Here is an 18,543-nt window from a genome sequence, read left to right as displayed (position 1 = left end):
GCAGATGACCGAAATCGGAAATGTGCTGTACCCGGTGCCGGATGTCGCGAAGGCGGTGGCGTTCTACCGGGACGCACTGGGCCTGCCGTTGAAGTTCGCCGACGGCGACCGCTACGCGGCGATGGACGGAGGACGCGCGACGCTCGCCCTCGCCGGCCCTGAGGAAGACGTGACCGGCGGCCGGCCCGCCGCATCGTACAAAGTCGCGGACGTGTCGGCTGTGGTGTCCTCCCTGGAGGCTGCGGGCGCGACGGTAGTCCGGCCGCCCGCGGAAGGCCCGCACGAGATCCGCGGTGTCCTCACCGACCCTTGGGGCAACCCATTCGTCGTCTACGGCCCGAAGTAAAGGAGAGCACCATGGCGGACTCATCCGATCCGCGCCACTTCCGCCGCGTGCTGGGAAACTTCCCGACCGGCGTCGTCGTTGTCACGGCGATCGACGCGTCCGGGCAGCCGGCCGGGATGGCGGTGGGGTCGTTCACCTCGGTGTCTCTCGACCCGGCGCTCGTCGCCTTCCTGCCCGACAAGTCGTCGACCAGCTTCCCCCGGATCAAGGAGGCGGGCCGGTTCTGCGTCAACGTGCTCACTCATGAGCAGGAGACGGTGTGCCGGACGTTCGCGACCCGCGGCGCCGACAAGTTCGCGTCCCTCGACTGGCGTCCGGCGCCGACCGGGTCGCCGATCCTGGATGGGGTCCTCGCGTGGATCGACTGTGACCTCGAGTCTGTGACGGAGGCAGGTGACCACTACATCGTTCTCGGGCGGGTGCGTGCTCTCGAAGCCTCGGAGACCGATCTTCCGCTGGTGTTTTTCCAGGGCGGCTACGGCCGGTTCCACTCCGCCTCGCTGACCGCGCCGATCGAACCGGGTCTGGCCGGGCAGTTGCGTCTGGTGGACCTCGCCCGGCCGGGGATGGAACGCATCGCGGACCGGTTCGGCGTCGAATGCAATGCGGCGACCGTGGCCGGCGACGAGATCGTCCTGCTCGCCGGAGCCGGGATCCGCCCGCACCACGGTCAGCCGCCGACCCGGGTCGGGCAGCGTATTCCTCTGGTCCCGCCGCTGGGGTCGATCTACCTGGCGTGGGAGCAGGACGACGTCGTCGATTCCCGCCTCACGGCGGCGGGGGCGACGGCCGAACAGCGGGAAACGTTCCGCACGGCGCTCGCGCGGGTGAGGGAGCGGAGCTGGTCGGTCGGTTTGGGCAACGCGCTGCATTCGCAGGTCGAATCCGAACTGGCACGGGTCTTCGGCGCGGGCAGCACCGCGGGACCCGACCGACGGGCTGGGCTGCGCGATCTGATCAGCACGCTCGACGGTCTCTACGAGCCGGAAGACCTGATCCCTGGTCAGTCTTACGACGTGCGCAATGTGCAGGTCCCGGTCTTCGACGAGACGGGCTCGGCGGCGATCAGCTTGAGCGTCTATGGGTTGCCGGAGACCAGCAGCACGGAGGAAGTGCAGGCATATCAGGAGGCGCTTCAGGAGGTCGCTGACGAGGTGATGCGGCGTATCGGCGCGAAGACGCCCGTGGCGACTGGCTGAGGCCTGCCAAAGGGAGTCCGGTGCCAGAACCGTGCCCTCTTCACATCACCACACCCATTGAGCGGCAGGCCGCGGCAGCGCGGCCTGCCGCTTCGGTTGGCCCGAGAGCCCAGAGCGCTGGCGAGACTACTTCGGGCCCGATCGGACCGGAGAAGCCGCGTGTTCGCAGGAGTTTGAGCACCCGTCCGAGATCGAGCTCGCCCGCGCCGGGGAGCAGCCGCCGCGAAGACTCCTCCCAGAGGTCACTGTCGGCCTCGGCGGGAGCGTCGGACAGTTGGACGGATAGGCGGGACATCGGGATCTCGTCGAGCACGTCCAGTTCGCTGGCGCTTCGGAAGAAATGCCAGGTGTCCAGGACCAGCCCGCCGTTCGCTCGTCCCGCGGCCTGAACGATCGACCACGCCGATCGGAGATCAGCCACCCCGGTGAAGGGCATCGGCTCGAGGCGGACCTCCAGTCCGTGCTCAGCGGCTTTGTCACAGGCCGTGGCGAGTGCTTCCGCACCGAGTTCCAGCGGCAACGGCCGGCCGTACGGCTCGATGACCGTGATGCTCGCGCAGCCCAGCATGGCCGCGTGGGCCACGACCTCGTCCAGACCAAGCTGAGCCATTGTCTTCATGAAGCTGAGCCGGCCCTGGTCCAGCGCCTGGTTCGGCGGCTCCCATTCGCCGAGCCAGGACACAACCGGATCGAGGACGCTCAACTGGATTCCGAGCGAAGCCGCGGTCGCGCGAGCCTGGGCAGGATGGCGCAGCTCCTCGGTAGGCAGGAGCGAGACTGCTGTGTATCCGCACGCCGCAGCGGCTCGTACCCGCTCACCAAGGAGCACGTGCACGCCGACCGTGCCTGCCCACAGCGTTAGGTTCGGATCGCACCGCACCCAGGCAGCCTTCAGCCAGCCGGCGATTCGTTGGCGTGTGCGGCTTCTCGAAGCTTGGCCTTGTCGATTTTCCCGTTGGGCGTGGTCGGCAGCTCGGGCAGAAAGACCACGCGCCGCGGAACTTTGTAGTTGGACATCGCGCCCTTGGCCCACGCGATCACGGCGGCTTCGTCGGGGTCGGTGTCGTCGGCGGCGACGGCAAAAGCCCACGCGGTCTCGCCTTGGCTCTCGTCCTGGACGGCGACCACCGCCACCTGGTCCACCGCTTCGTAGTGCAGCAGAAGGTTCTCGATCTCTGCCGGATACGCGTTGAATCCGTTGGAGATGAACATTTCCTTCTTGCGGTCCACGATGGACAGATTGCCGGAAGCGTCGAGGACGCCGACGTCGCCCGTGTGGAGCCATCCGTCGACGTCGACCGCGGCAGCGGTGAGGTCCGGGGCGTTCCAGTACTCACGCATGACGCCGTATCCGCGGAGCAGGATCTCTCCGCGATCACCGGCGGAAACCGGAGTCCCGGCATCGTCGACGATGCGCACCTCGACTCCGGGCATCGGGCGTCCGGCCGTCGCGGCGATGACCTCCGGAGGGTCGTCCCGGCGGGTCATCGCCACGCAGGAACCTTCGATCAGTCCGTAGGCGTTGACGACTTGTTCGAATCCCATCTCGGTGTGCATGGAACGCACCAGATCCGTCGGAACCGCCGCGGCGCCGACCACGGCCACGCGCAGCGACGACAGATCCCGCTCGGGCAGGTCGGGTCGCGACAACATCCGGGCGAAGAGGCTGGGCGGGCCGGCAAGCACGCTGAGGCGCTGGTTCTCGACCAAATCGAACGCCGCGTCGGGGTTGAAGACCGGTACTGGGATCATCGTCGCGCCCCGGGCCACGCAGACGAGCAGCCCGGCATTGATGCCGAAACCGTGTGCGAACGGGCTCACGATCGGGTACCGGTCGCCTTCGCCGAGCCGGACCACTTCGGCCCAGTCCCAATAGGCGCGCAGAATTTGGCTCCCGTCGAGCACGACACCCTTCGGCGTGCCAGTGGTGCCGGAGGTGCACAGGATCTCGAACGGATCGCTCGGTGCCACCGCACGGGCTCGGTCCTCGGCGTGCGCGGCGGTGACCGCTTCGCCGGAGTCGAGGAAGTCGGCCCAGGACACCAGGCCGGGGCCAGTGCGCGAATCTCCGAGCAGGACGACATGCCGCAGGTCCGGCAGTTCGGCGAAGGGCCGGGAACCTTCCGGCGGACCGGCGACATCGGCGAGCATGTCCACCGCGGACCGGCCGAGGAATCCCTCGGTCGCCACCAGGACCGAACAGCCCATCCGGCGCAGCAACTCGGCGGTTTCGATGCCTTTGCCGCGGGTCGACAGGGGCACGGCGATCCCGCCGGCATCCCAGATGCCGAACGCGGTCACCACCCATTCCCATGTATTCGGCGCCCAGATCGCGACCCGGTCGCCGTGCCGCACTCCGTGCGCGATCAACGCCCTGGCCACTCGGGACGCTTGTGCCCGCAGCCCGCTCTGCGTCAACTCGACGTCGCCGTCGAGACAAACCACTGTGTCGGGCCTGGCTTCGGCTGTCGTCCGCAGCATGCGCGGAACAGTGCCCCAGTCCGGTATCGGTCGCACGCCGCCCTCCTCGTCGAGAAACCAAGCGCTCGCTCAAGTAGCGTAGGCGAAGTAGTATTCGGGCGGCAAGGGCGGCCGCTTGGCCGTCTGCCCGGGTGCGTGTTCGGTCGGGAGGTGTCCATGCGAGCCAAAGCCGCGGTTCTCACCGGGTTCGGGAAGCCGTTGGAGATTCGCAAGATCGACGTCGCCGATCCTGGGCCGACGGAAGTCCGGGTGCGGATAGTCGCCTCCGGTGTCTGTGGTTCGGACGCGAAAGTGTGCGCGGGCCGGAATCCGCTGTACCCGCAGCCGCCAGTCGTTCTGGGGCACGAGAGCGCTGGGATCGTCGAGGCGACGGGGGCGGCGGTGACCTCGGTTTCGCCCGGCGATCACGTCCTCGTGGCGATGAACCGGGCTTGTGGGAGGTGTCCGGAGTGCGCTTCTGGCCATGCGTATCTGTGCCAGGGCGAGGCGCGGCACTCCGCGGTTGCGGGCCGTTTGGCGGACGGGCGGACGCCGTTCAGCTTGGACGGCCGGGAACTGCCGGCGTTCATCGGTATCGGCTCCTTCGCGGAGCAGGTCGTGGTCGGCGAAGAGATGCTCATTCCGGTCCCGGATGAAGATTTCGACGCGTCGCTGGCGTTGCTCGCTTGCGCTGTGGTCACCGGGACCGGCGCGGTGTGGCGGGTCGCCAGGGTGCGCCCCGGCGAAACCGTCCTGGTGGTCGGATGCGGTGGCGTCGGGCTTGCGGTCGTGCAGGCCGCGGTGCTCGCGGGGGCCGCCAGGGTAATCGCAGCCGACGTGAACCCGGCCAAGCTCCACGAAGCTCGCGTGGCGGGGGCGACGGACGCAGTCGATGCTGGCGATTCGTTGCCCGATGCGGTGGGCCGGCTGACCGGTCGGGGGGTGGATCACGCGTTCGACGTGACCGGCGCTGCCGGGGTCGCCGCTGACGCCATGGCGGCGACAAAGCCGGGCGGCACGACGGTTTTGGTCGGCAGCCCTGCTTCCGCCGAGATCGGCGTGCCTTCCGCGTTGCTGTTCGGCGGGCGAGTTCTGCGAGGGTGCGTCGGTGGGAACGCGAACCCGGCCGCGGACTTGCCGAACCTGATCGAGCTGGTTCGAACGGGCCGGTTCTCGCTGGATCCGCTGGTCTCGGAACGAGTGCCGATCGAGGAGGTCAACGAAGCGCTTGCCCGGCAACAAGCCGGGGCGGTGACCCGATCGCTGATCGTCTTCGATTGACGGTGCGCGAGTGCCGAGGCTAGCCTCCAAAAAACAAGCAAGTGATTGGTCAAATTCACAGTCGTTCTCAGTCAGGAGTGCGGTATGGCGAGGCATCCGTTTCGGTTCGGGGTCGTGGTCCGCAAGGCGGAATCCGGCCGGGCATGGGCTGAACGGGCCCGGCTCGTCGAGGATCTGGGCTTCTCGACGTTGCTGGTTCCGGATCATGTCCTCGGGCCGAGGTTCGCTCCGATCGCCGCTATGACGGCCGCCGCGGCCGCGACGACCACGCTGCGGGTCGGCACACTGGTCTTCGCGAACGATTACCGTCATCCGGTAGTGCTGGGCAAGGAACTCGCGACGGTCGACGTGCTTTCCGACGGCAGGCTCGACGTCGGCCTTGGCACCGGGTGGATGCGCGCCGACTACGACGGAGCCGGACTGCCGTTCGATCCGCCGAAGGAACGGTTCGAGAGGTTCGCGGAGGCGATCGAAGTCCTGCGGGGAGTGTGGAGCGACGGTCCGTTTTCGTTCGAGGGCAAGCATTACCGGATCACCGACCTCGTCCAGGAACCGAAGCCGCTCCAGAAACCGTTCCCCAAGCTGCTGCTGCCTGGCGGCGGGCCGAAGATGCTGCGGCTGGCCGGGCGCTACGCCGACTACGTCAACCTGACCCTGCGGGTCAAAGCCGACGGCACGGCTCCCGACGAAACCGACGGAGGCCTTGACGCGTTTCTTCGCAAGGTGGAACTGATCCGCGAGGGCGCGGGCGATCGATTCGACCAGATCGAGATCGGGACGAGCGTCCAGCAGGTGGGTGTCCCGGCGGAGAAGGAAACCTGGAGTGCCGTGAATACCTCGCGTCAGGACAGCACGCCACAGGTGCTCCTCGGCGACACTGCCCAAATGGTGGACAAGCTGCGTTATTGGCGTGATGAGCACGGTTTGTCGTACTACGTGCTGCACAACGACAAAGACCTCGACACCTTCGCCCCGGTGGTGAAGGAGCTGGCTGGGTCATGAGCACCGTCGAGCCTGAGATCGCCGCGGCACTCGCCGCTTTGCCAGTGATCGATTTCGCCGACCCGGTCGCGCAGCGCGCGGCGTTCCAGGAATTGGCCGCGGATCCGGTGCCCCCGGATCCGCGGGTGTCCACCCAGGACCACATTGTCGTCCGGCCGGACGGCAGCCACCTGCTCGTGCGGTCGTACCGGCCTCGCGAGTTGTCGGGCGCATTGCCCGCGGTGATGTGGTTTCACGGCGGCGGTTTCGTCTTCGGCAGCGTTGACGTGGACGACTTCTACTGTGCCGAGCTGGCGGTGCGAGCGGGTGCGGTCGTGCTGTCGGTGGAGTACCGGCTGGCTCCGGAAAATCCGTTCCCCGCCGGTGTCGAGGACTGCTACCTCGCGACCTGCTGGGCCGCTGGGCAGCCGGCGGACGCGCACTGGGACGGTGCGAGGTTGGCAGTCGCGGGAGGAAGTGCCGGCGGCAATCTCGCGGCCGTCGTCGCACTGATGGCACGCGATCGCGGCGGTCCGCAGCTCGCTCTCCAGGTCCTGCTGTGTCCTGCGGTGCAAGGGGAGGGGAGGGAGCCTTCTGGCCGGGTTTACGAACGAGCGACCTCGGTAGTCGTTCCGGAGGACAACCCGCACATCTTGCGCCACTACCTTGGCAGCACGGACAAACCCGTTCCTCGCTACGCTGTTCCGTCAGCAGACGACGACCTTAGCGGCTTGCCGCCTGCTTACGTCCTCGTAGCGGGTCTCGACTACCTCCGTGAATCGGGAGCGGAGTACGCCCTGGCGCTGGACCGTGCTGGGGTGAGCGTCGAACTGCATCTGGTTCCCAATGTGCCGCACGGCTTCGACGCGATCGCGATCACGGCACCGACCTCACGCCGGATCGTGGCGGAATACTGCGGTGCCCTGGTAAAAGCGCTCGGTCAGCCTGCGACGAGCACCGCCGCGCTGCCGTAGCTGCCGCCGAATCCGGTGCACAATGCGACTTCGGCAGAACGGACCTGATTCGTTCCTTCACCGCGCAGCTGCCGCACGGCCTCGACGACATTGTTGAGGCCGTGCACATAGCCCTCGGACAACAGCCCGCCGTGCGGGTTCAGCGGGAGCCCGGCGGACGGCAAGGTATCACCGGAACGAACATAGCTGCCGGCGGAGCCACGCTCGGCGAAGCCGAAATCCTCCAGTTGCTGCAGCACGATTGGCGAGTACGCGTCGTACAGGAGCGCAAGATCCACATCGGACGGTTTCATCCCCGCGGTGCGATACAACGGATCCGCCAAGTATGCCGAGAACAACCTGCTGACGTCGGACGCGGCGTTCATAGTCGTCGCACCGGGCCCACCGCCGCGGACGACGGTGTGGATACGCGGACTGCCGGGCCGGAGCACGTCCGCAGTGGCCGTCGCCGATATGACCAGGGCCGCGCCTCCGTCGGTTTCCTGGCAGCAGTCGACCCTGCGCAACGGTGTTGCGACCGGTGGGCTGGCGAAGTATCCGGCTTCGTCGAGACCGTCGCGGCGCAGTGCCCGGGGATTGGTCCGGGCGAGTTCACGCGATTGCCTGACCACCGCGGCCAGATCCTTCTCCGTCGCTCCCGTGTCGTGCATCCATCGCTGCGCCGCGAGCGCGAAGAGGTGGACGGGCCCCGCCATCCCGTAGGGAAGCGTGAACTGCTGGTCGAGGGCGAGCCGGGCCTGTCCCATTCGCACGCCGGAGCGCCCGTTGAGCGCACGAAACACCAGCACGTGCTCAGCGATGCCCGCGTCGATCAGCATCGCGGCGTCTCCGAGGACAGACGCGGATTGAGTCCCGCCGCCGTACAGTTCGTTGGTCCAGACTGCAGACGGGACGCCGAGCGTGGCAGCGACCTGGTTGACGCCCGCGGAGTCGCTGAGGTGGTAACACAAGACAGCGTCCACGTCGGCGGCGGTGAGCCCGGCGTCGGTCAACGCACCCTGGCAGGCGCTCACAGCGAGTTCCAGTTCGGTCCGGCCGGACCGCCGGGACAGGTCTGTCATGCCGATCCCGGTCACCGCCGCGCGCCCGGTGAAGGATTGAGTCACTGCTGGCGCCTGCGGTCGAATCGCTGTGCGGCGGCGATGGCGGTCGCGGCTTCGTCGAAAGTCCGGAAGACCGGGATGCCGCGGTTGGCGGCGAACTCTGCGAGCAGGGCCGCGTCGGCCGGCGCGGCGACTTCGGAGTTGCGCGTGACCAGCGCGATGCGCGCTGGGTAGCCGCGGTCGAGCAAGTCGGCGAGCGCCTCGGTGAGGGGACGCAAACCAGCGTCGCCGTAGTTGTAGTAGGCCGCGATATTCACGTGGAGAAGCACGTCGCGGTAAGCCTGGCCGGAGGGTTCGAAAAGGGGCGCGAGGGCGTCGCCGAGGAGACCTGGCGGGGACACCGGCCCGACCGGTACCTCGAGCGGGTTCGCGACGCTGGTCCCTGCCCCGTGGCCCATCTCCCGAAGCCGTTCGCGCAACTCGGTGCGCAGCGGAGCAAGAGTGAGCCCTGTGCGGTCGCACGCATCGGTCGCCAGTACCGATGCACCGCCGCCGAGTCCGATGACGAGGACGCCGGACGAGCCCTTCGGGGGTTCTCCGGGATGGCTTTGGAGATACGCGAGGCTGCCGAGCAGGTTCTCCAGGCTGGAGACCAGCGAGACCCCCGTCGATTCCGCGATCGCCTGCCAGACTCTGTCCTCGCCGGCGAGCGATCCGGTGTGGGAGCTGACAGCGCGAGCGCCTTGTTCGCTCGACCCGCCGCGCAAGAGGACGACCGGCTTGCGGCCGTCGGCACGCCGAAGCGCGCGCAGGAGTGCTGCCCCGTCGCGCGTACCTTCCAGATAGACCCCGAGCACGCGAGTGTCATCGTCGTCGACCAGCCACTCGAGAAGGTCCCCGTGCGTTACGTCGATCGCATTGCCGATGCTCGCGACCTTCGCGTATTTGAGGCCTCGCCGGTCTCCGACCGTGACGATGTCCCCGGAGAGCCCGCCGCTCTGCGAGACCACGGACACGTGGCCCGCCTGGCGGGGTGAGCCGAGCGTGAAAGTCTGCCGTCCGTCCGGGCTGAAGACGCCCAAGCAGTTCGGGCCGAGAAGCCGGGTCTTCGTCCCGGATACAGCTGCTGCGAGTTCGTCCTCGAGCTTGGCGCCGGCCTCGCCCATCTCGCCGAAACCGCCGCTGATCACCTGGATGAACGGCACCTCGCCGGCGGCTTGCCGCACGACATCGACCGCGCGCGCGGCGGGCAGAGCCACCAGCAGGTAGTCGGCGCCGCCCGGAACGTCTGCGATGTGGGGGACCGCGGGGACGCCGTCGACCTCGCTGGCGGAAGGGTGCAAGGCGAAGAGCCCGTCAGTCCAGCCAGCCTGACGGTATGCGGCAAGGAATCGGTTGCCGAAGCCGGACTTTCCGGTCGACGCGCCGGCGACAGCGATTCGTTCGGGTGCGAAGAGCGGCTTGAAGTCAGTGTTCGATGGCGGAGCGGGCGCAGGCGCGGACCCGGAATCCAAGATGAGCCGTGCATCGAGCGCGGTAGCGCCTTCCGCGGTGACCACGACCGGATTGCACTCGAATTCGGCGAGGTCCGGGCCGATCTGTTCGACGAGTCCCCCTTCGCCTGCGATGGACAGCAACAGCCGCACGAGCGCTGCGCGGTCGGCAGAGGGGCGGCCGCGGGCTCCATCGAGCAGCGGCGCACCGGGGAAGGCTGCGACAAGGTCCTCGGCGTCGGAGGGAGAGAGCGGGCACGGCCGCAGCGCGGTGAGGTTGAGCAGTTCGGTCGCCGTCCCGCCGAGACCCAGCAGAACGACGGGCCCGAACGTGGGATCGCGGACGACGCCGACGATCAACTCGATTCCTCCTGGATGTTGTTCCTCGACCAGATAGCCACGCGGAGTCAAGCCGTGTTCGGCGATGCGCGCTGCCATGCGGCTGATCGCCTCGGCGAGGCCGGGGGAGCGAACGCCCAGTTCAACGGCGCCGACGTCGCTTTTGTGGACCAGGCCCGGTCCCCAGGCTTTCAGCACCAGGGGGCCGCGAAGCGACTCCGCTGCGGCGGAGTCCGTCGGATCGGTCAACGTCCGCCCGGCGGGAACCGCGACCCCGTGCTCGGCGAGGAGCTTCTTCACCACATGTTCGGGGATTGCGATGCCGTTTCCCTGCGGGCCGAGCGGGAAGCCCGCGGCGGCGACCGGGCCTTCGATCGTCATGAACCACTCCTTAAACCAAGCGCTTGCTAAAGACGCTACGACGGGTCGCCGGGATTCGGCAAGGAGGCTGCGGCGATTGACCGGTTGCGGGGCCGGTGTTACGGTCCGCAGACCAAGCAACCGCTTGCTAAACTCTTGCCGGGAGGCTTCCGTGAGCGGATCCACGGCGGCAAAAGCCCGGCTGGCACCGAGCCTGACACCGGTCGCGGCCCCTTACTGGGACGCAGCGCGTCGCGGAGTGCTGGTCTTGCAGCAGTGCGTAGCCTGCCGGCGTCTTACTCATCCGCCAGCCGAGTGGTGCGCCGAATGCCGAAGCAGCGAACGGGTTTTTGTCCCGGTGGATGGCGACGGTGCGGTCGAGACTTTCAGCGTCGTGCATCGGACCTTCGCGCCGGGGTTCGCCGAACGGGTTCCGTACGTGATCGCGTGGATCGCGTTGGACGTCCAAGCCGGACTGCGGATGTTCGGGAACGTGCTCGGCACGGCACCGGACGAGGTGCACATCGGCCTGCGGGTCGAGGTGCTGTTCGAGGAGATCGAGGGATACGGGACTGTGCCGAATTTCCGGCCGGTGCGGGAGGAGTGTTGATGCGCATCGGAGTCACCTTGGGTCTGTTGCACCCGGGGATGTGGCGCGATTTCGCGGTCGAAGCGGATCGGATCGGGTTCGAGTCGCTGTGGGTGCCTGAGCACTTGGTGTTCACTTCGGACATCGGGCAGTCGCGCTATCCCGGTTCCGCGGACGGCACCCCGCCGGTCTCGCTGGACGCGCATTTATTCGACGCCCCCGCTTTTCTCTCTTCGATCGCGGAAGCCACTGAGCGCATCCGCCTCGGTACTTACGTCTACCTCTTCGGCCTGCGTCATCCGATCATCGGTGCGCGCGCCTTCGGTACCCTGGACGTTCTTTCCGGCGGCCGTGCGATCGTGGGGGTCGGGGCCGGGTGGCTGGCCGGGGAGTACGAAGCGCTCGGGCTCGATTTCCGCACTCGCGGCCGCCGCCTCGACGAATCGCTTCGGGTCGCGAAACGGCTGTGGACTGAGCCGGAAGTCGACCACTCCGGCGAGTTCTATTCGTTCCGGGGAGTCCATTTCGAACCCAAACCGGTGCAGCTGCCGCATCCGCCGCTCGTGGCAGGCGGGGAGTCGATGGCCGCGCTGCGGCGGGCGGTCCGGCTGTGTGACGGCTGGGTGAGCATGCCGCACACGCTCGAGTCCGTGAAGCCGCAACTGGATCGGCTGAACCAGCTGCTCGACGAGTCCGGCCGGGATCGGGCCGGATTCGAGATCACGGTCAGCGCGTTCGAAACCCGAGGTCCTGAGGAACTGGCGGAGTGGGAGGCGCTGGGTGTGGATCGGCTCATCGTCCGTCCCTACCGCCGCACCACCGGCGCGATCGACGCGCTGCGGACCTTCGCCGAGGAATACGAGGTGAACCGTGATTGAGGTCAAGCCGCTGGCCGGACGGCGCGCCCTCGTCACCGGCGGGGCGAGCGGGATCGGCGCGGCGATAGTCGCCGAGCTGGCCGGCATGGGGGCACACGTCATCATCGCTGACCTGGACCTGGCCGGTGCTGAGCGGGTCGCTGCCGAGCACGGCGGTGCAGCCATCGAAGTCGACCTCGCCAGTGACGACAGCGTGGAGGCGCTCGTGGATCACCTCAGTGGCGACGGAGTCGATGTCCTCGTGAACAACGCCGGGGTGTCGACCGTAGAACCGTTTCTCGACAGCGATCCGGCCGGCTGGGATCGGATGTGGCGCATCAACTTGCGCTCGCCGATGCGGCTCGCGCAAGCGTTTATGCCCGGAATGGCGGAACGAACGTGGGGACGGTTGCTTTTCGTGTCCACGGACGGCGCTCGTGCGGGAGCAGGCGGAGAGAGCGTTTATGCGGCGTGCAAGGCGGGATTGTTCGGACTGGCGAAGACCCTGGCGCGGGAAGCCGCCAAACACGGCGTGACGAGCAATGTCGTGTGCCCTGGGCTCGTGGATACCCCGATGTTGCAGGCACACGCTGACCGGCACCCCAACCTGATGGCTGCGTTGCTCAAGACGATTCCGCTGCGTCGGGCCGGGACGGTCGACGAGGTGGCAGCGTATGTGGGCTTTCTGGCGGGTCCTCGGGCGGCGTACGTGACCGGACAGACGGTGAGCGTGTCCGGAGGGGTGACGATGGCATGAGTACCGGAAACTGGCAGCGGTGGGGCGTCGAGGACCAGCGAGGAGCCGCCAATCTCCTCACTCCCGACGTGGTCTTGAACGCGGTCGGATCGATCCGTGCGGGCAAGGTGCTTTCGCTGGCCATGCCAATCCGTGGTGCGACCTCGAACGGAGGTGCTCGGCGGGTACCGCATTTGCCCGGACGTCCGTTGCCGCAACACTTCATGGCTGTGGACGGTGGCGACTACGCCACTGGCGCGCGCAAAGTGAAGGACGTCATGGCGATCGCGGACGACGCACTGGTGCTTTCCCCGCACGGGACAACCACTCACATCGACGCGCTCGCGCACGTATGGCGTGACGACCGGCTCTACAACGACCATCCGGCAGAGCGCGTTCGCAGCTACGGAGCGACGCGGTGCGGCATCGACAAGCTCGGCGCGATCGTCACTCGCGGGCTTTTCCTGGACGTCGCTGGTTATCTGGGTGCTGACTACGTCGACCCGGCTACGGCGATCGACGAGAGGGTTCTTCGGGGATGTGCTGCGGCTGCGGGCGTTGAGCCCCGCTCGGGGGACGTCGTCTTGGTGCGCACCGGCTGGCCGAAGGTGTTCGCGGACAGCCCGGCGAGGTACCAAGGGGCTCAGCCGGGGATCGACTACTCGGCCGGCCGTTGGCTGGTCGATCACGATGTCGTCGCGATCGGGTGTGACAACGCGGCGGTCGGCGCGATCGGCTCGGACGGCGGGTTCGCCGGTCCGGTCGAGGAAGACATCCACCTGCTGACGTTGTGGGAGCGAGGCGTGCACCTGATCGAGATGCTGTGGCTGGAGGAACTCGCTGCTGCCGGGCAACCGGAGTTCTTGTTCGTGGCAGCGCCGCTGCCGATCGAAGGCGGCACGGCGAGTCCGCTGAACCCGTTGGCAGTGCTGTGATTGGGTGCGGGGAAGGGCGATCGTGGAGCTGAAGGTCGGGTACAAGGCGTCGGCGGAACAGTTCGGGCCTCGCGAGCTGGTGGAGTTCGCGGTGCGGGCCGAGGAGCTGGGGCTGGACTCGGTGTGGGTGTCGGACCATTTTTTGCCGTGGCGGCACGAGGGCGGGCACGCGCCGTGGGCGCTGGCGTGGATGCCGGCGGTGGCGGAGCGGACCAGCCGCGTGCTGATCGGGACCAGTGTTTTGACGCCGACGTTCCGGTACAACCCGGCGGTGATCGCGCAGGCGTTCGCGACGATGGCGCTGCTGTCGGGCGATCGCGTGATCCTGGGCGCGGGCACTGGCGAGGCGTTGAACGAGATCGCGGTGTCGGGCCGGGAGTGGCCGGAGTTCAAGGAGCGGTTCGCGAGGCTGCGGGAGTCGGTGCGGCTGATGCGCGAGCTGTGGAGCAAGGACAGCGTCGACTTCGAGGGCGATTATTACCAGCTGGTCAACGCGAAGATCTACGACCGGCCGGAGCGTCCGGTGCCGGTGTACATCGCCGCGGGCGGCCCGGTCGTGGCGAAGTACGCGGGCCGCGCGGGCGACGGCATGATCTGCACGTCCGGCAAGGGCATGGACCTGTACACGGAGAAGCTGATGCCGGCGATGGCCGAGGGCGCGGCCGCGGCTGAGCGCGACGCGTCCGGCGTGGACCGGATGATCGAGATCAAGATGTCGTACGACCGGGATCCGGAGAAGGCGCTGGCGAACACGCGGTTCTGGGCGCCTTTGTCGCTGAGCGCGGAGCAGAAGCACACGGTTTCCTCGGCGGAGGAGATGGAGCGGCTGGCCGACGAGCTGCCGATCGAGCAGGTCGCGAAGCGGTGGATCGTCGCCTCGGACCCGGACGAGGCGGTCGCGCAGATCAAGCCGTACCTCGACGCGGGCCTGAACCACCTGGTCTTCCACGGCCCCGGCCACGACCAGGAGCGCTACCTGGGCCAGTTCGCCGAGGACGTGCTGCCGCGGTTGCGCAATCTGACCTGACGTGACCTGTCGTCCTCAACGGAGGAGGAAGTCCCGCGCTCAAGGAGCGCTCGGTTAACTGAATTGTTGTCCCGCAAGCGGATGCGCCGGCGTGTCCGCCCGTCGCTGGATGGTGCTCAATGACGACTGCCGATTCGCACGCGACATCACCTGGTTGGACGTCCCGTCGCGTCTTCACACTCATTCTTCTGGCCGGTCTCGGCGAACTGACGATCTTCGTGTTCTCCGCGGTGTCGACCGCACTGCCCATGCTGCGCCGGGATTTCCCGGGCGCTCCCGCGGAGTGGGTGATCAGCGTGCAGCCGCTGGTCGGCGGAGTGCTGACGCCGGTGTTCGGGAAGCTGGCCGACCGGTACGGCAAGAAGCGAATGCTGGTCGTGGCGGGCGTCCTCATCGCAGCGGGCGGGTTGATCGCCGCCACCGCCACGGTTTTCCCGCTGCTTCTCGTCGGTCGTGCCATGCAGGGCTTCATCACGGCGGTCGTGTTTCTGTCCTACTCGCTGCTGCGCGACATTTTCCCAGCCCGGCTGGTGCCGGTCGCGGCGAGCTTGTCGGTGACCGGGATGGGTGTCATGACGGTGATCCAGCCGTTCCTCACCGGGTGGCTGGTGGACGAGTTCGGATGGCGAGCGGTGTTCTGGTTCCTCGCCGCATACGCGGCCCTGTTCACCGCAGGCATCGCGGCGTTCGTCCCGGAATCACCGCTTCGGAACAAGTCTCGCATCGACTGGGCGGGAGCCGCGCTGCTCGGCTTCGGCCTCGGCTTCCTGCTGCTGGGCCTCGGCCGCGGAACCAAATGGGGCTGGGGATCCGCAGCGACGATCCTGGTCTTCGCCGTCGCGGTCGTTCTGTTGACCGGGTGGTTGCTGCTGGACCGGCGCATCGCGGAGCCTTTCGTCGATCTCCGGCTGCTGGGTGCGCGGCCGGTGCTCTTGTCTGTCGTCTTCGCCGGACTGATTTCCGCGGCGTGCGGGCTCATGTTGACGCTGATCCCGTTGATGGTCACCGTCCCGAGAGAAGTGGGCGGAAGCTACGGGTTCGGCGCGTCCGCGACCGGCGTTGCGCTCTACACCGCACCGATCGGCATCTGCCTGCTCGTCTTCGGATACGTGGCGGGACGGTCGGTCTCCGCTGCGGGTCCCCGGCTCACGATGGCTGTGGGAGCTTTGTTCGTCGCCGCCGGCTTGGCGATCGCGGCACTGTGGCACGACCAACCGTGGCAGCTCGTCGTCGCGGCGCTCGTCTATGCGATCGGGCAGGGTACGACGTTCGGCGCGGCCCCGAATTTGATCATCAGTTCTGTTCCCGCGGAGCAGCAGGCAGTCATGTCCAGCTTGATGGAGTGCGCCAAGTCCCTGGGCCCGTCGATCGCCACACAGGTGGTCTTCGCAGTCCTGGCGGCGACGGCGTTGCCTGCGCACGGGACCGCTGCGATCTACTCCGGTGCAGGGCTCTCCATCGGGTTCGCGATCGCCGCGGCAATCGCTCTGGTCAGCTCGACAGCGGCTTTCTTGATGCCCAGGAACCGGTCAGTCACTCCGAGGACCATCACGTCACCGCTGCGTCACCATCTGGCTGGTTGACGGGATGAGCCATCGGAACGGGGCAGGAGCCGTTGGCACACCGGAATCAGCTGAACGTCTCGCAGCAGCGATCTCAGCTCGGGATGTCGGGTCGGTGGCTGGGTTGCTGACCGCTGACGCGACGATATGGCGCAACACTGACGGCAGAGTGCGGGATCGGTCGGCTGCCGTGGCCGAGACGGCAGCGTTCTTCGGGCAAGTCGCGGAGGTGCGGTACGAGGAAATGCGGGTGTTGCCGGCCCCGCGTGGTTATGTCCAGCAGCACGTCCTCGTGGTGCGCACGACCGGTGCGCACGAAGCGGTGTGTGTTCCGGCCTGCATGGTGGTCGAAACGCGGGATGGCTTGATCACCCGGATCGAGGAGTATTTCGACGAGTCCGCGCTTGCCGGGAAAGCCACAACGCCAGCTGGCCCGTTGGACGGCAGAGTCGCTGTCGTCACCGGAGTGGGCCGCGGCATCGGCCGCGCGATAGCGACATCCCTTGCCGAGGCCGGTGCGTCGGTGGTGGTCAACGACTTGACTGCGGACATGGTCGAAGAGACCGTCGGCGCGTTGCATGCGGCGGGCTTGCAGGCTGTCGGACATGCCGGGGACATCACACACGACAAAGCACCGTCCGACCTGGTTTCCTGCGCGGTCGACCAGTTCGGCACCATCGACATCGTCGTGAACAACGCCGGTTATTCGACGTATGGCGCGGCACTTGAGATGACGGACGAACAGTGGCAGCCAATGTTCGATCTGCTGCTGACCGCCCCCTTCAGACTGCTGCGCGCGGCAGGCCGGCAGTTGGTCCGGCCGGCGTCGCATGTGCGCAAGGTCGTGAACGTTTCTTCGGTCGGCGGCATTGCCGGATCTCCGAATGCTGTCGGGTACGCCGCCGCGAAGGCAGGAATTCACGGTCTCACGGCGACTTTGGCGAAAGAGTGGGGACCGTACGGCGTCACCGTCAACGCCGTGGCACCTGGACTGATCCGCACGCGTCAGACAGAGGGGCCAGCGGCAGGCCATGAATCCATCGAGGTCAGTGACGGCGGAACGGCCCCGCTCACCGGTGTTCCGCTCGCTGAACTGGAAACGCAGGTCCCGCTCCGGCGGATCGGGGTTCCTGAGGACGTCGGCGGCGCGGTCCGGCTGCTCTGCTTGCCTGAAGCCGATTACGTCAGCGGACAGGTCCTGGTGGTTGGTGGCGGCTGGATGCCCTGAACCGGCCGGACGCATCTTCGGCGTTGTGGAAAAGGAGAACACCGGCACACGTCTCAAGGAGGCAGTGATGGGCAACCCTCATTTCGCGTCGGCAGTGAGCGAAGGCATCCAGAATCTCGACCAGTACGGCTATACCGTTCACGAGAACTTCCTGACCGCCGCTGAGGTCCAGACCCTGCGTTCGCGGCTGGTAGAGCAGGCCGAGCAAGAGTGCGAGGCCGGCGTGGCGACGCTCGCGAATGGCGGCCACGCGGCGGGCAAGTATGTCGGGCGTCCGGAATCCGGTACCGTGCCGACCTTCCAGTCGGTCGATTTCCTTCCGAACAAGGGCCGGCCGTTCCTGGACCTGCTGCACAAGCCGGTCATCCACGAGTACGCGGCGCACTTGTTCCGCGGGGAGCCGTACAACCTCGCCTCGGAAACCGGCGTGATCCTGCGCAGGGGCGGCACCGCGCAGGTCCTGCACGCCGATCAGCAGGCGATTCCCCTGGTACTGGATCGCCCGGTGATGTTCGTGATGATGGTCTGCCTGTCGGACTTCACCCCGGACATGGGCGCCACGGAGGTGGTCCCGGGCTCCCATCGGTTTCCCGCGCCGGACTTGCATCGGTCTCCCGAGGAGCAGGTGACGGAGCGTGATGCCGCGTTCATGCCGATCACTGCGCCCGCCGGTTCGGTCGCGCTGTGGGAGAGCCGGACCTGGCATCGGCAGGGAACGTCCACATCTGACGAGGACCGGCTTTCGATCGGGTGCGCGTGGGCGTTGCATTTCATCAAACCACAAACGTTCTTCCCCGCTGTTGTGCACGATGACGTCTACGACACGTTGTCCGACGAGGACAAGCGTCTACTCGGATTCGAAGTGGTCCGGGAGTATGCCGGAGCGATCGGGCCGCGGTACCGCGGGGACCGCCGCGCCAATCTCAACGTCTCTTATCCCTACATCCCGGAGTTGAGGCCGGGAGTACGGGCCTGACGAGTGTCTGGACGTAAGTATCCGACGGGTTGGCCAGGCTCTGCCGCTGTGATTTCCCGGCCATGTCTAATTGCTTAGGACCATCGGTTCGCTGATTCCGCCTGTTGTCGCCCCTGGGGTCGCCGTCGCCGACTGGCGGAGGTATACTCGGAGAGCG

At 67.4% G+C, this 18,543-nt stretch carries 17 protein-coding genes and 1 pseudogene; 14 read left to right on the top strand and 4 right to left on the bottom strand.

Annotated features, from left to right (window positions below; translation table 11 throughout):
- Nucleotides 1-4: 4 nt before the first annotated feature.
- Nucleotides 5-346, top strand: coding sequence for a VOC family protein (locus D0D37_RS22970; RefSeq protein WP_116202629.1), 342 nt, complete (start codon nt 5-7; stop codon nt 344-346).
- An 11-nt stretch (nt 347-357) separates the two neighbouring features.
- Complete coding sequence (locus D0D37_RS22965) at nt 358-1,545, top strand: flavin reductase (protein WP_116202628.1); 1,188 nt, start codon at nt 358-360, stop codon at nt 1,543-1,545.
- A gap of 40 nt (nt 1,546-1,585) precedes the next feature.
- Here D0D37_RS22965 and D0D37_RS22960 read toward each other — a convergent pair whose 3' ends face one another.
- Together D0D37_RS22960 and D0D37_RS22955 are read right to left on the bottom strand one after the other, a co-directional pair.
- Nucleotides 1,586-2,425 (bottom strand): sugar phosphate isomerase/epimerase family protein, encoded by an 840-nt coding sequence (locus D0D37_RS22960; protein ID WP_162834403.1) that lies wholly within the window; start codon nt 2,423-2,425, stop codon nt 1,586-1,588.
- A gap of 11 nt (nt 2,426-2,436) precedes the next feature.
- The gene (locus D0D37_RS22955) at nt 2,437-4,062 is read right to left on the bottom strand and encodes an AMP-binding protein (RefSeq protein ID WP_208720099.1); all 1,626 of its coding nucleotides are present in this window, start codon (nt 4,060-4,062) and stop codon (nt 2,437-2,439) included.
- Between the two features lie 120 nt (nt 4,063-4,182).
- Between D0D37_RS22955 and D0D37_RS22950 the strand changes: the two genes are divergently transcribed.
- The 3 genes from D0D37_RS22950 (at nt 4,183) to D0D37_RS22940 (ending at nt 7,241) form a co-directional block, all read left to right on the top strand.
- Nucleotides 4,183-5,286 (top strand): alcohol dehydrogenase catalytic domain-containing protein, encoded by a 1,104-nt coding sequence (locus D0D37_RS22950; protein ID WP_116202625.1) that lies wholly within the window; start codon nt 4,183-4,185, stop codon nt 5,284-5,286.
- 84 nt (nt 5,287-5,370) lie between these two features.
- Entirely contained in the window at nt 5,371-6,288 is a 918-nt protein-coding gene (locus tag D0D37_RS22945; RefSeq protein WP_116202624.1) for a TIGR03621 family F420-dependent LLM class oxidoreductase, read from the top strand.
- Nucleotides 6,285-7,241, top strand: a complete 957-nt coding sequence (locus tag D0D37_RS22940) for an alpha/beta hydrolase (protein ID WP_116202623.1) — start codon at nt 6,285-6,287, stop codon at nt 7,239-7,241. Before D0D37_RS22945 ends, D0D37_RS22940 begins: the two co-directional genes overlap by 4 nt.
- On the opposite strand, the gene D0D37_RS22935 is transcribed toward D0D37_RS22940, so the two are convergent.
- Nucleotides 7,208-8,347, bottom strand: coding sequence for a thiolase C-terminal domain-containing protein (locus tag D0D37_RS22935; RefSeq protein WP_208720098.1), 1,140 nt, complete (start codon nt 8,345-8,347; stop codon nt 7,208-7,210). The genes D0D37_RS22940 and D0D37_RS22935 overlap by 34 nt on opposite strands.
- Nucleotides 8,344-10,497 carry an acetate--CoA ligase family protein gene (locus tag D0D37_RS22930; RefSeq protein ID WP_116202622.1) on the bottom strand — a complete coding sequence of 718 codons (2,154 nt, stop codon included), beginning with the start codon at nt 10,495-10,497 and terminating at the stop codon, nt 8,344-8,346. The genes D0D37_RS22935 and D0D37_RS22930 overlap by 4 nt, the downstream gene beginning before the upstream one ends.
- Here D0D37_RS22930 and D0D37_RS48880 point away from each other — a divergent pair.
- The 9 genes and pseudogenes from D0D37_RS48880 to D0D37_RS22890 all read left to right on the top strand — a co-directional run.
- Nucleotides 10,436-10,804 (top strand): annotated as a pseudogene (locus tag D0D37_RS48880) (zinc ribbon domain-containing protein); the annotation flags it as partial. The gene D0D37_RS22930 and the pseudogene D0D37_RS48880 overlap by 62 nt on opposite strands.
- Before the next feature lie 30 nt (nt 10,805-10,834).
- Complete coding sequence (locus D0D37_RS48060; RefSeq protein ID WP_244223631.1) at nt 10,835-11,086, top strand: Zn-ribbon domain-containing OB-fold protein; 252 nt, start codon at nt 10,835-10,837, stop codon at nt 11,084-11,086.
- Nucleotides 11,086-11,943: a TIGR03619 family F420-dependent LLM class oxidoreductase gene (locus D0D37_RS22920; protein WP_116202620.1), complete on the top strand. Its 858-nt coding sequence runs from the start codon at nt 11,086-11,088 to the stop codon at nt 11,941-11,943. Before D0D37_RS48060 ends, D0D37_RS22920 begins: the two co-directional genes overlap by 1 nt.
- Entirely contained in the window at nt 11,936-12,679 is a 744-nt protein-coding gene (locus D0D37_RS22915) for an SDR family NAD(P)-dependent oxidoreductase (RefSeq protein ID WP_208720096.1), read from the top strand. Before D0D37_RS22920 ends, D0D37_RS22915 begins: the two co-directional genes overlap by 8 nt.
- On the top strand, nt 12,676-13,593 hold the full coding sequence (locus D0D37_RS22910) for a cyclase family protein (RefSeq protein WP_116202619.1): 918 nt from the start codon (nt 12,676-12,678) through the stop codon (nt 13,591-13,593). Before D0D37_RS22915 ends, D0D37_RS22910 begins: the two co-directional genes overlap by 4 nt.
- A gap of 22 nt (nt 13,594-13,615) precedes the next feature.
- Nucleotides 13,616-14,620, top strand: coding sequence for a glucose-6-phosphate dehydrogenase (coenzyme-F420) (gene fgd / locus D0D37_RS22905; protein ID WP_116202618.1), 1,005 nt, complete (start codon nt 13,616-13,618; stop codon nt 14,618-14,620).
- 119 nt (nt 14,621-14,739) lie between these two features.
- A complete protein-coding gene (locus D0D37_RS22900; RefSeq protein ID WP_116202617.1) occupies nt 14,740-16,203 on the top strand; it encodes an MFS transporter in 1,464 nt (487 codons plus the stop codon).
- Nucleotides 16,204-16,207: 4 nt separating this feature from the next.
- Complete coding sequence (locus tag D0D37_RS22895; protein ID WP_162834402.1) at nt 16,208-17,410, top strand: SDR family oxidoreductase; 1,203 nt, start codon at nt 16,208-16,210, stop codon at nt 17,408-17,410.
- Nucleotides 17,411-17,435: 25 nt separating this feature from the next.
- Nucleotides 17,436-18,386: a phytanoyl-CoA dioxygenase family protein gene (locus D0D37_RS22890; RefSeq protein ID WP_162834401.1), complete on the top strand. Its 951-nt coding sequence runs from the start codon at nt 17,436-17,438 to the stop codon at nt 18,384-18,386.
- The last annotated feature ends 157 nt before the right edge of the window (nt 18,387-18,543 follow it).

Source organism: Amycolatopsis circi, from assembly GCF_003385235.1.
Lineage (GTDB): Bacteria > Actinomycetota > Actinomycetes > Mycobacteriales > Pseudonocardiaceae > Amycolatopsis > Amycolatopsis circi.
The sequence above is the reverse complement of the archived record's forward strand: the minus strand, read 5'-3'. Positions and strand labels throughout refer to the sequence as shown.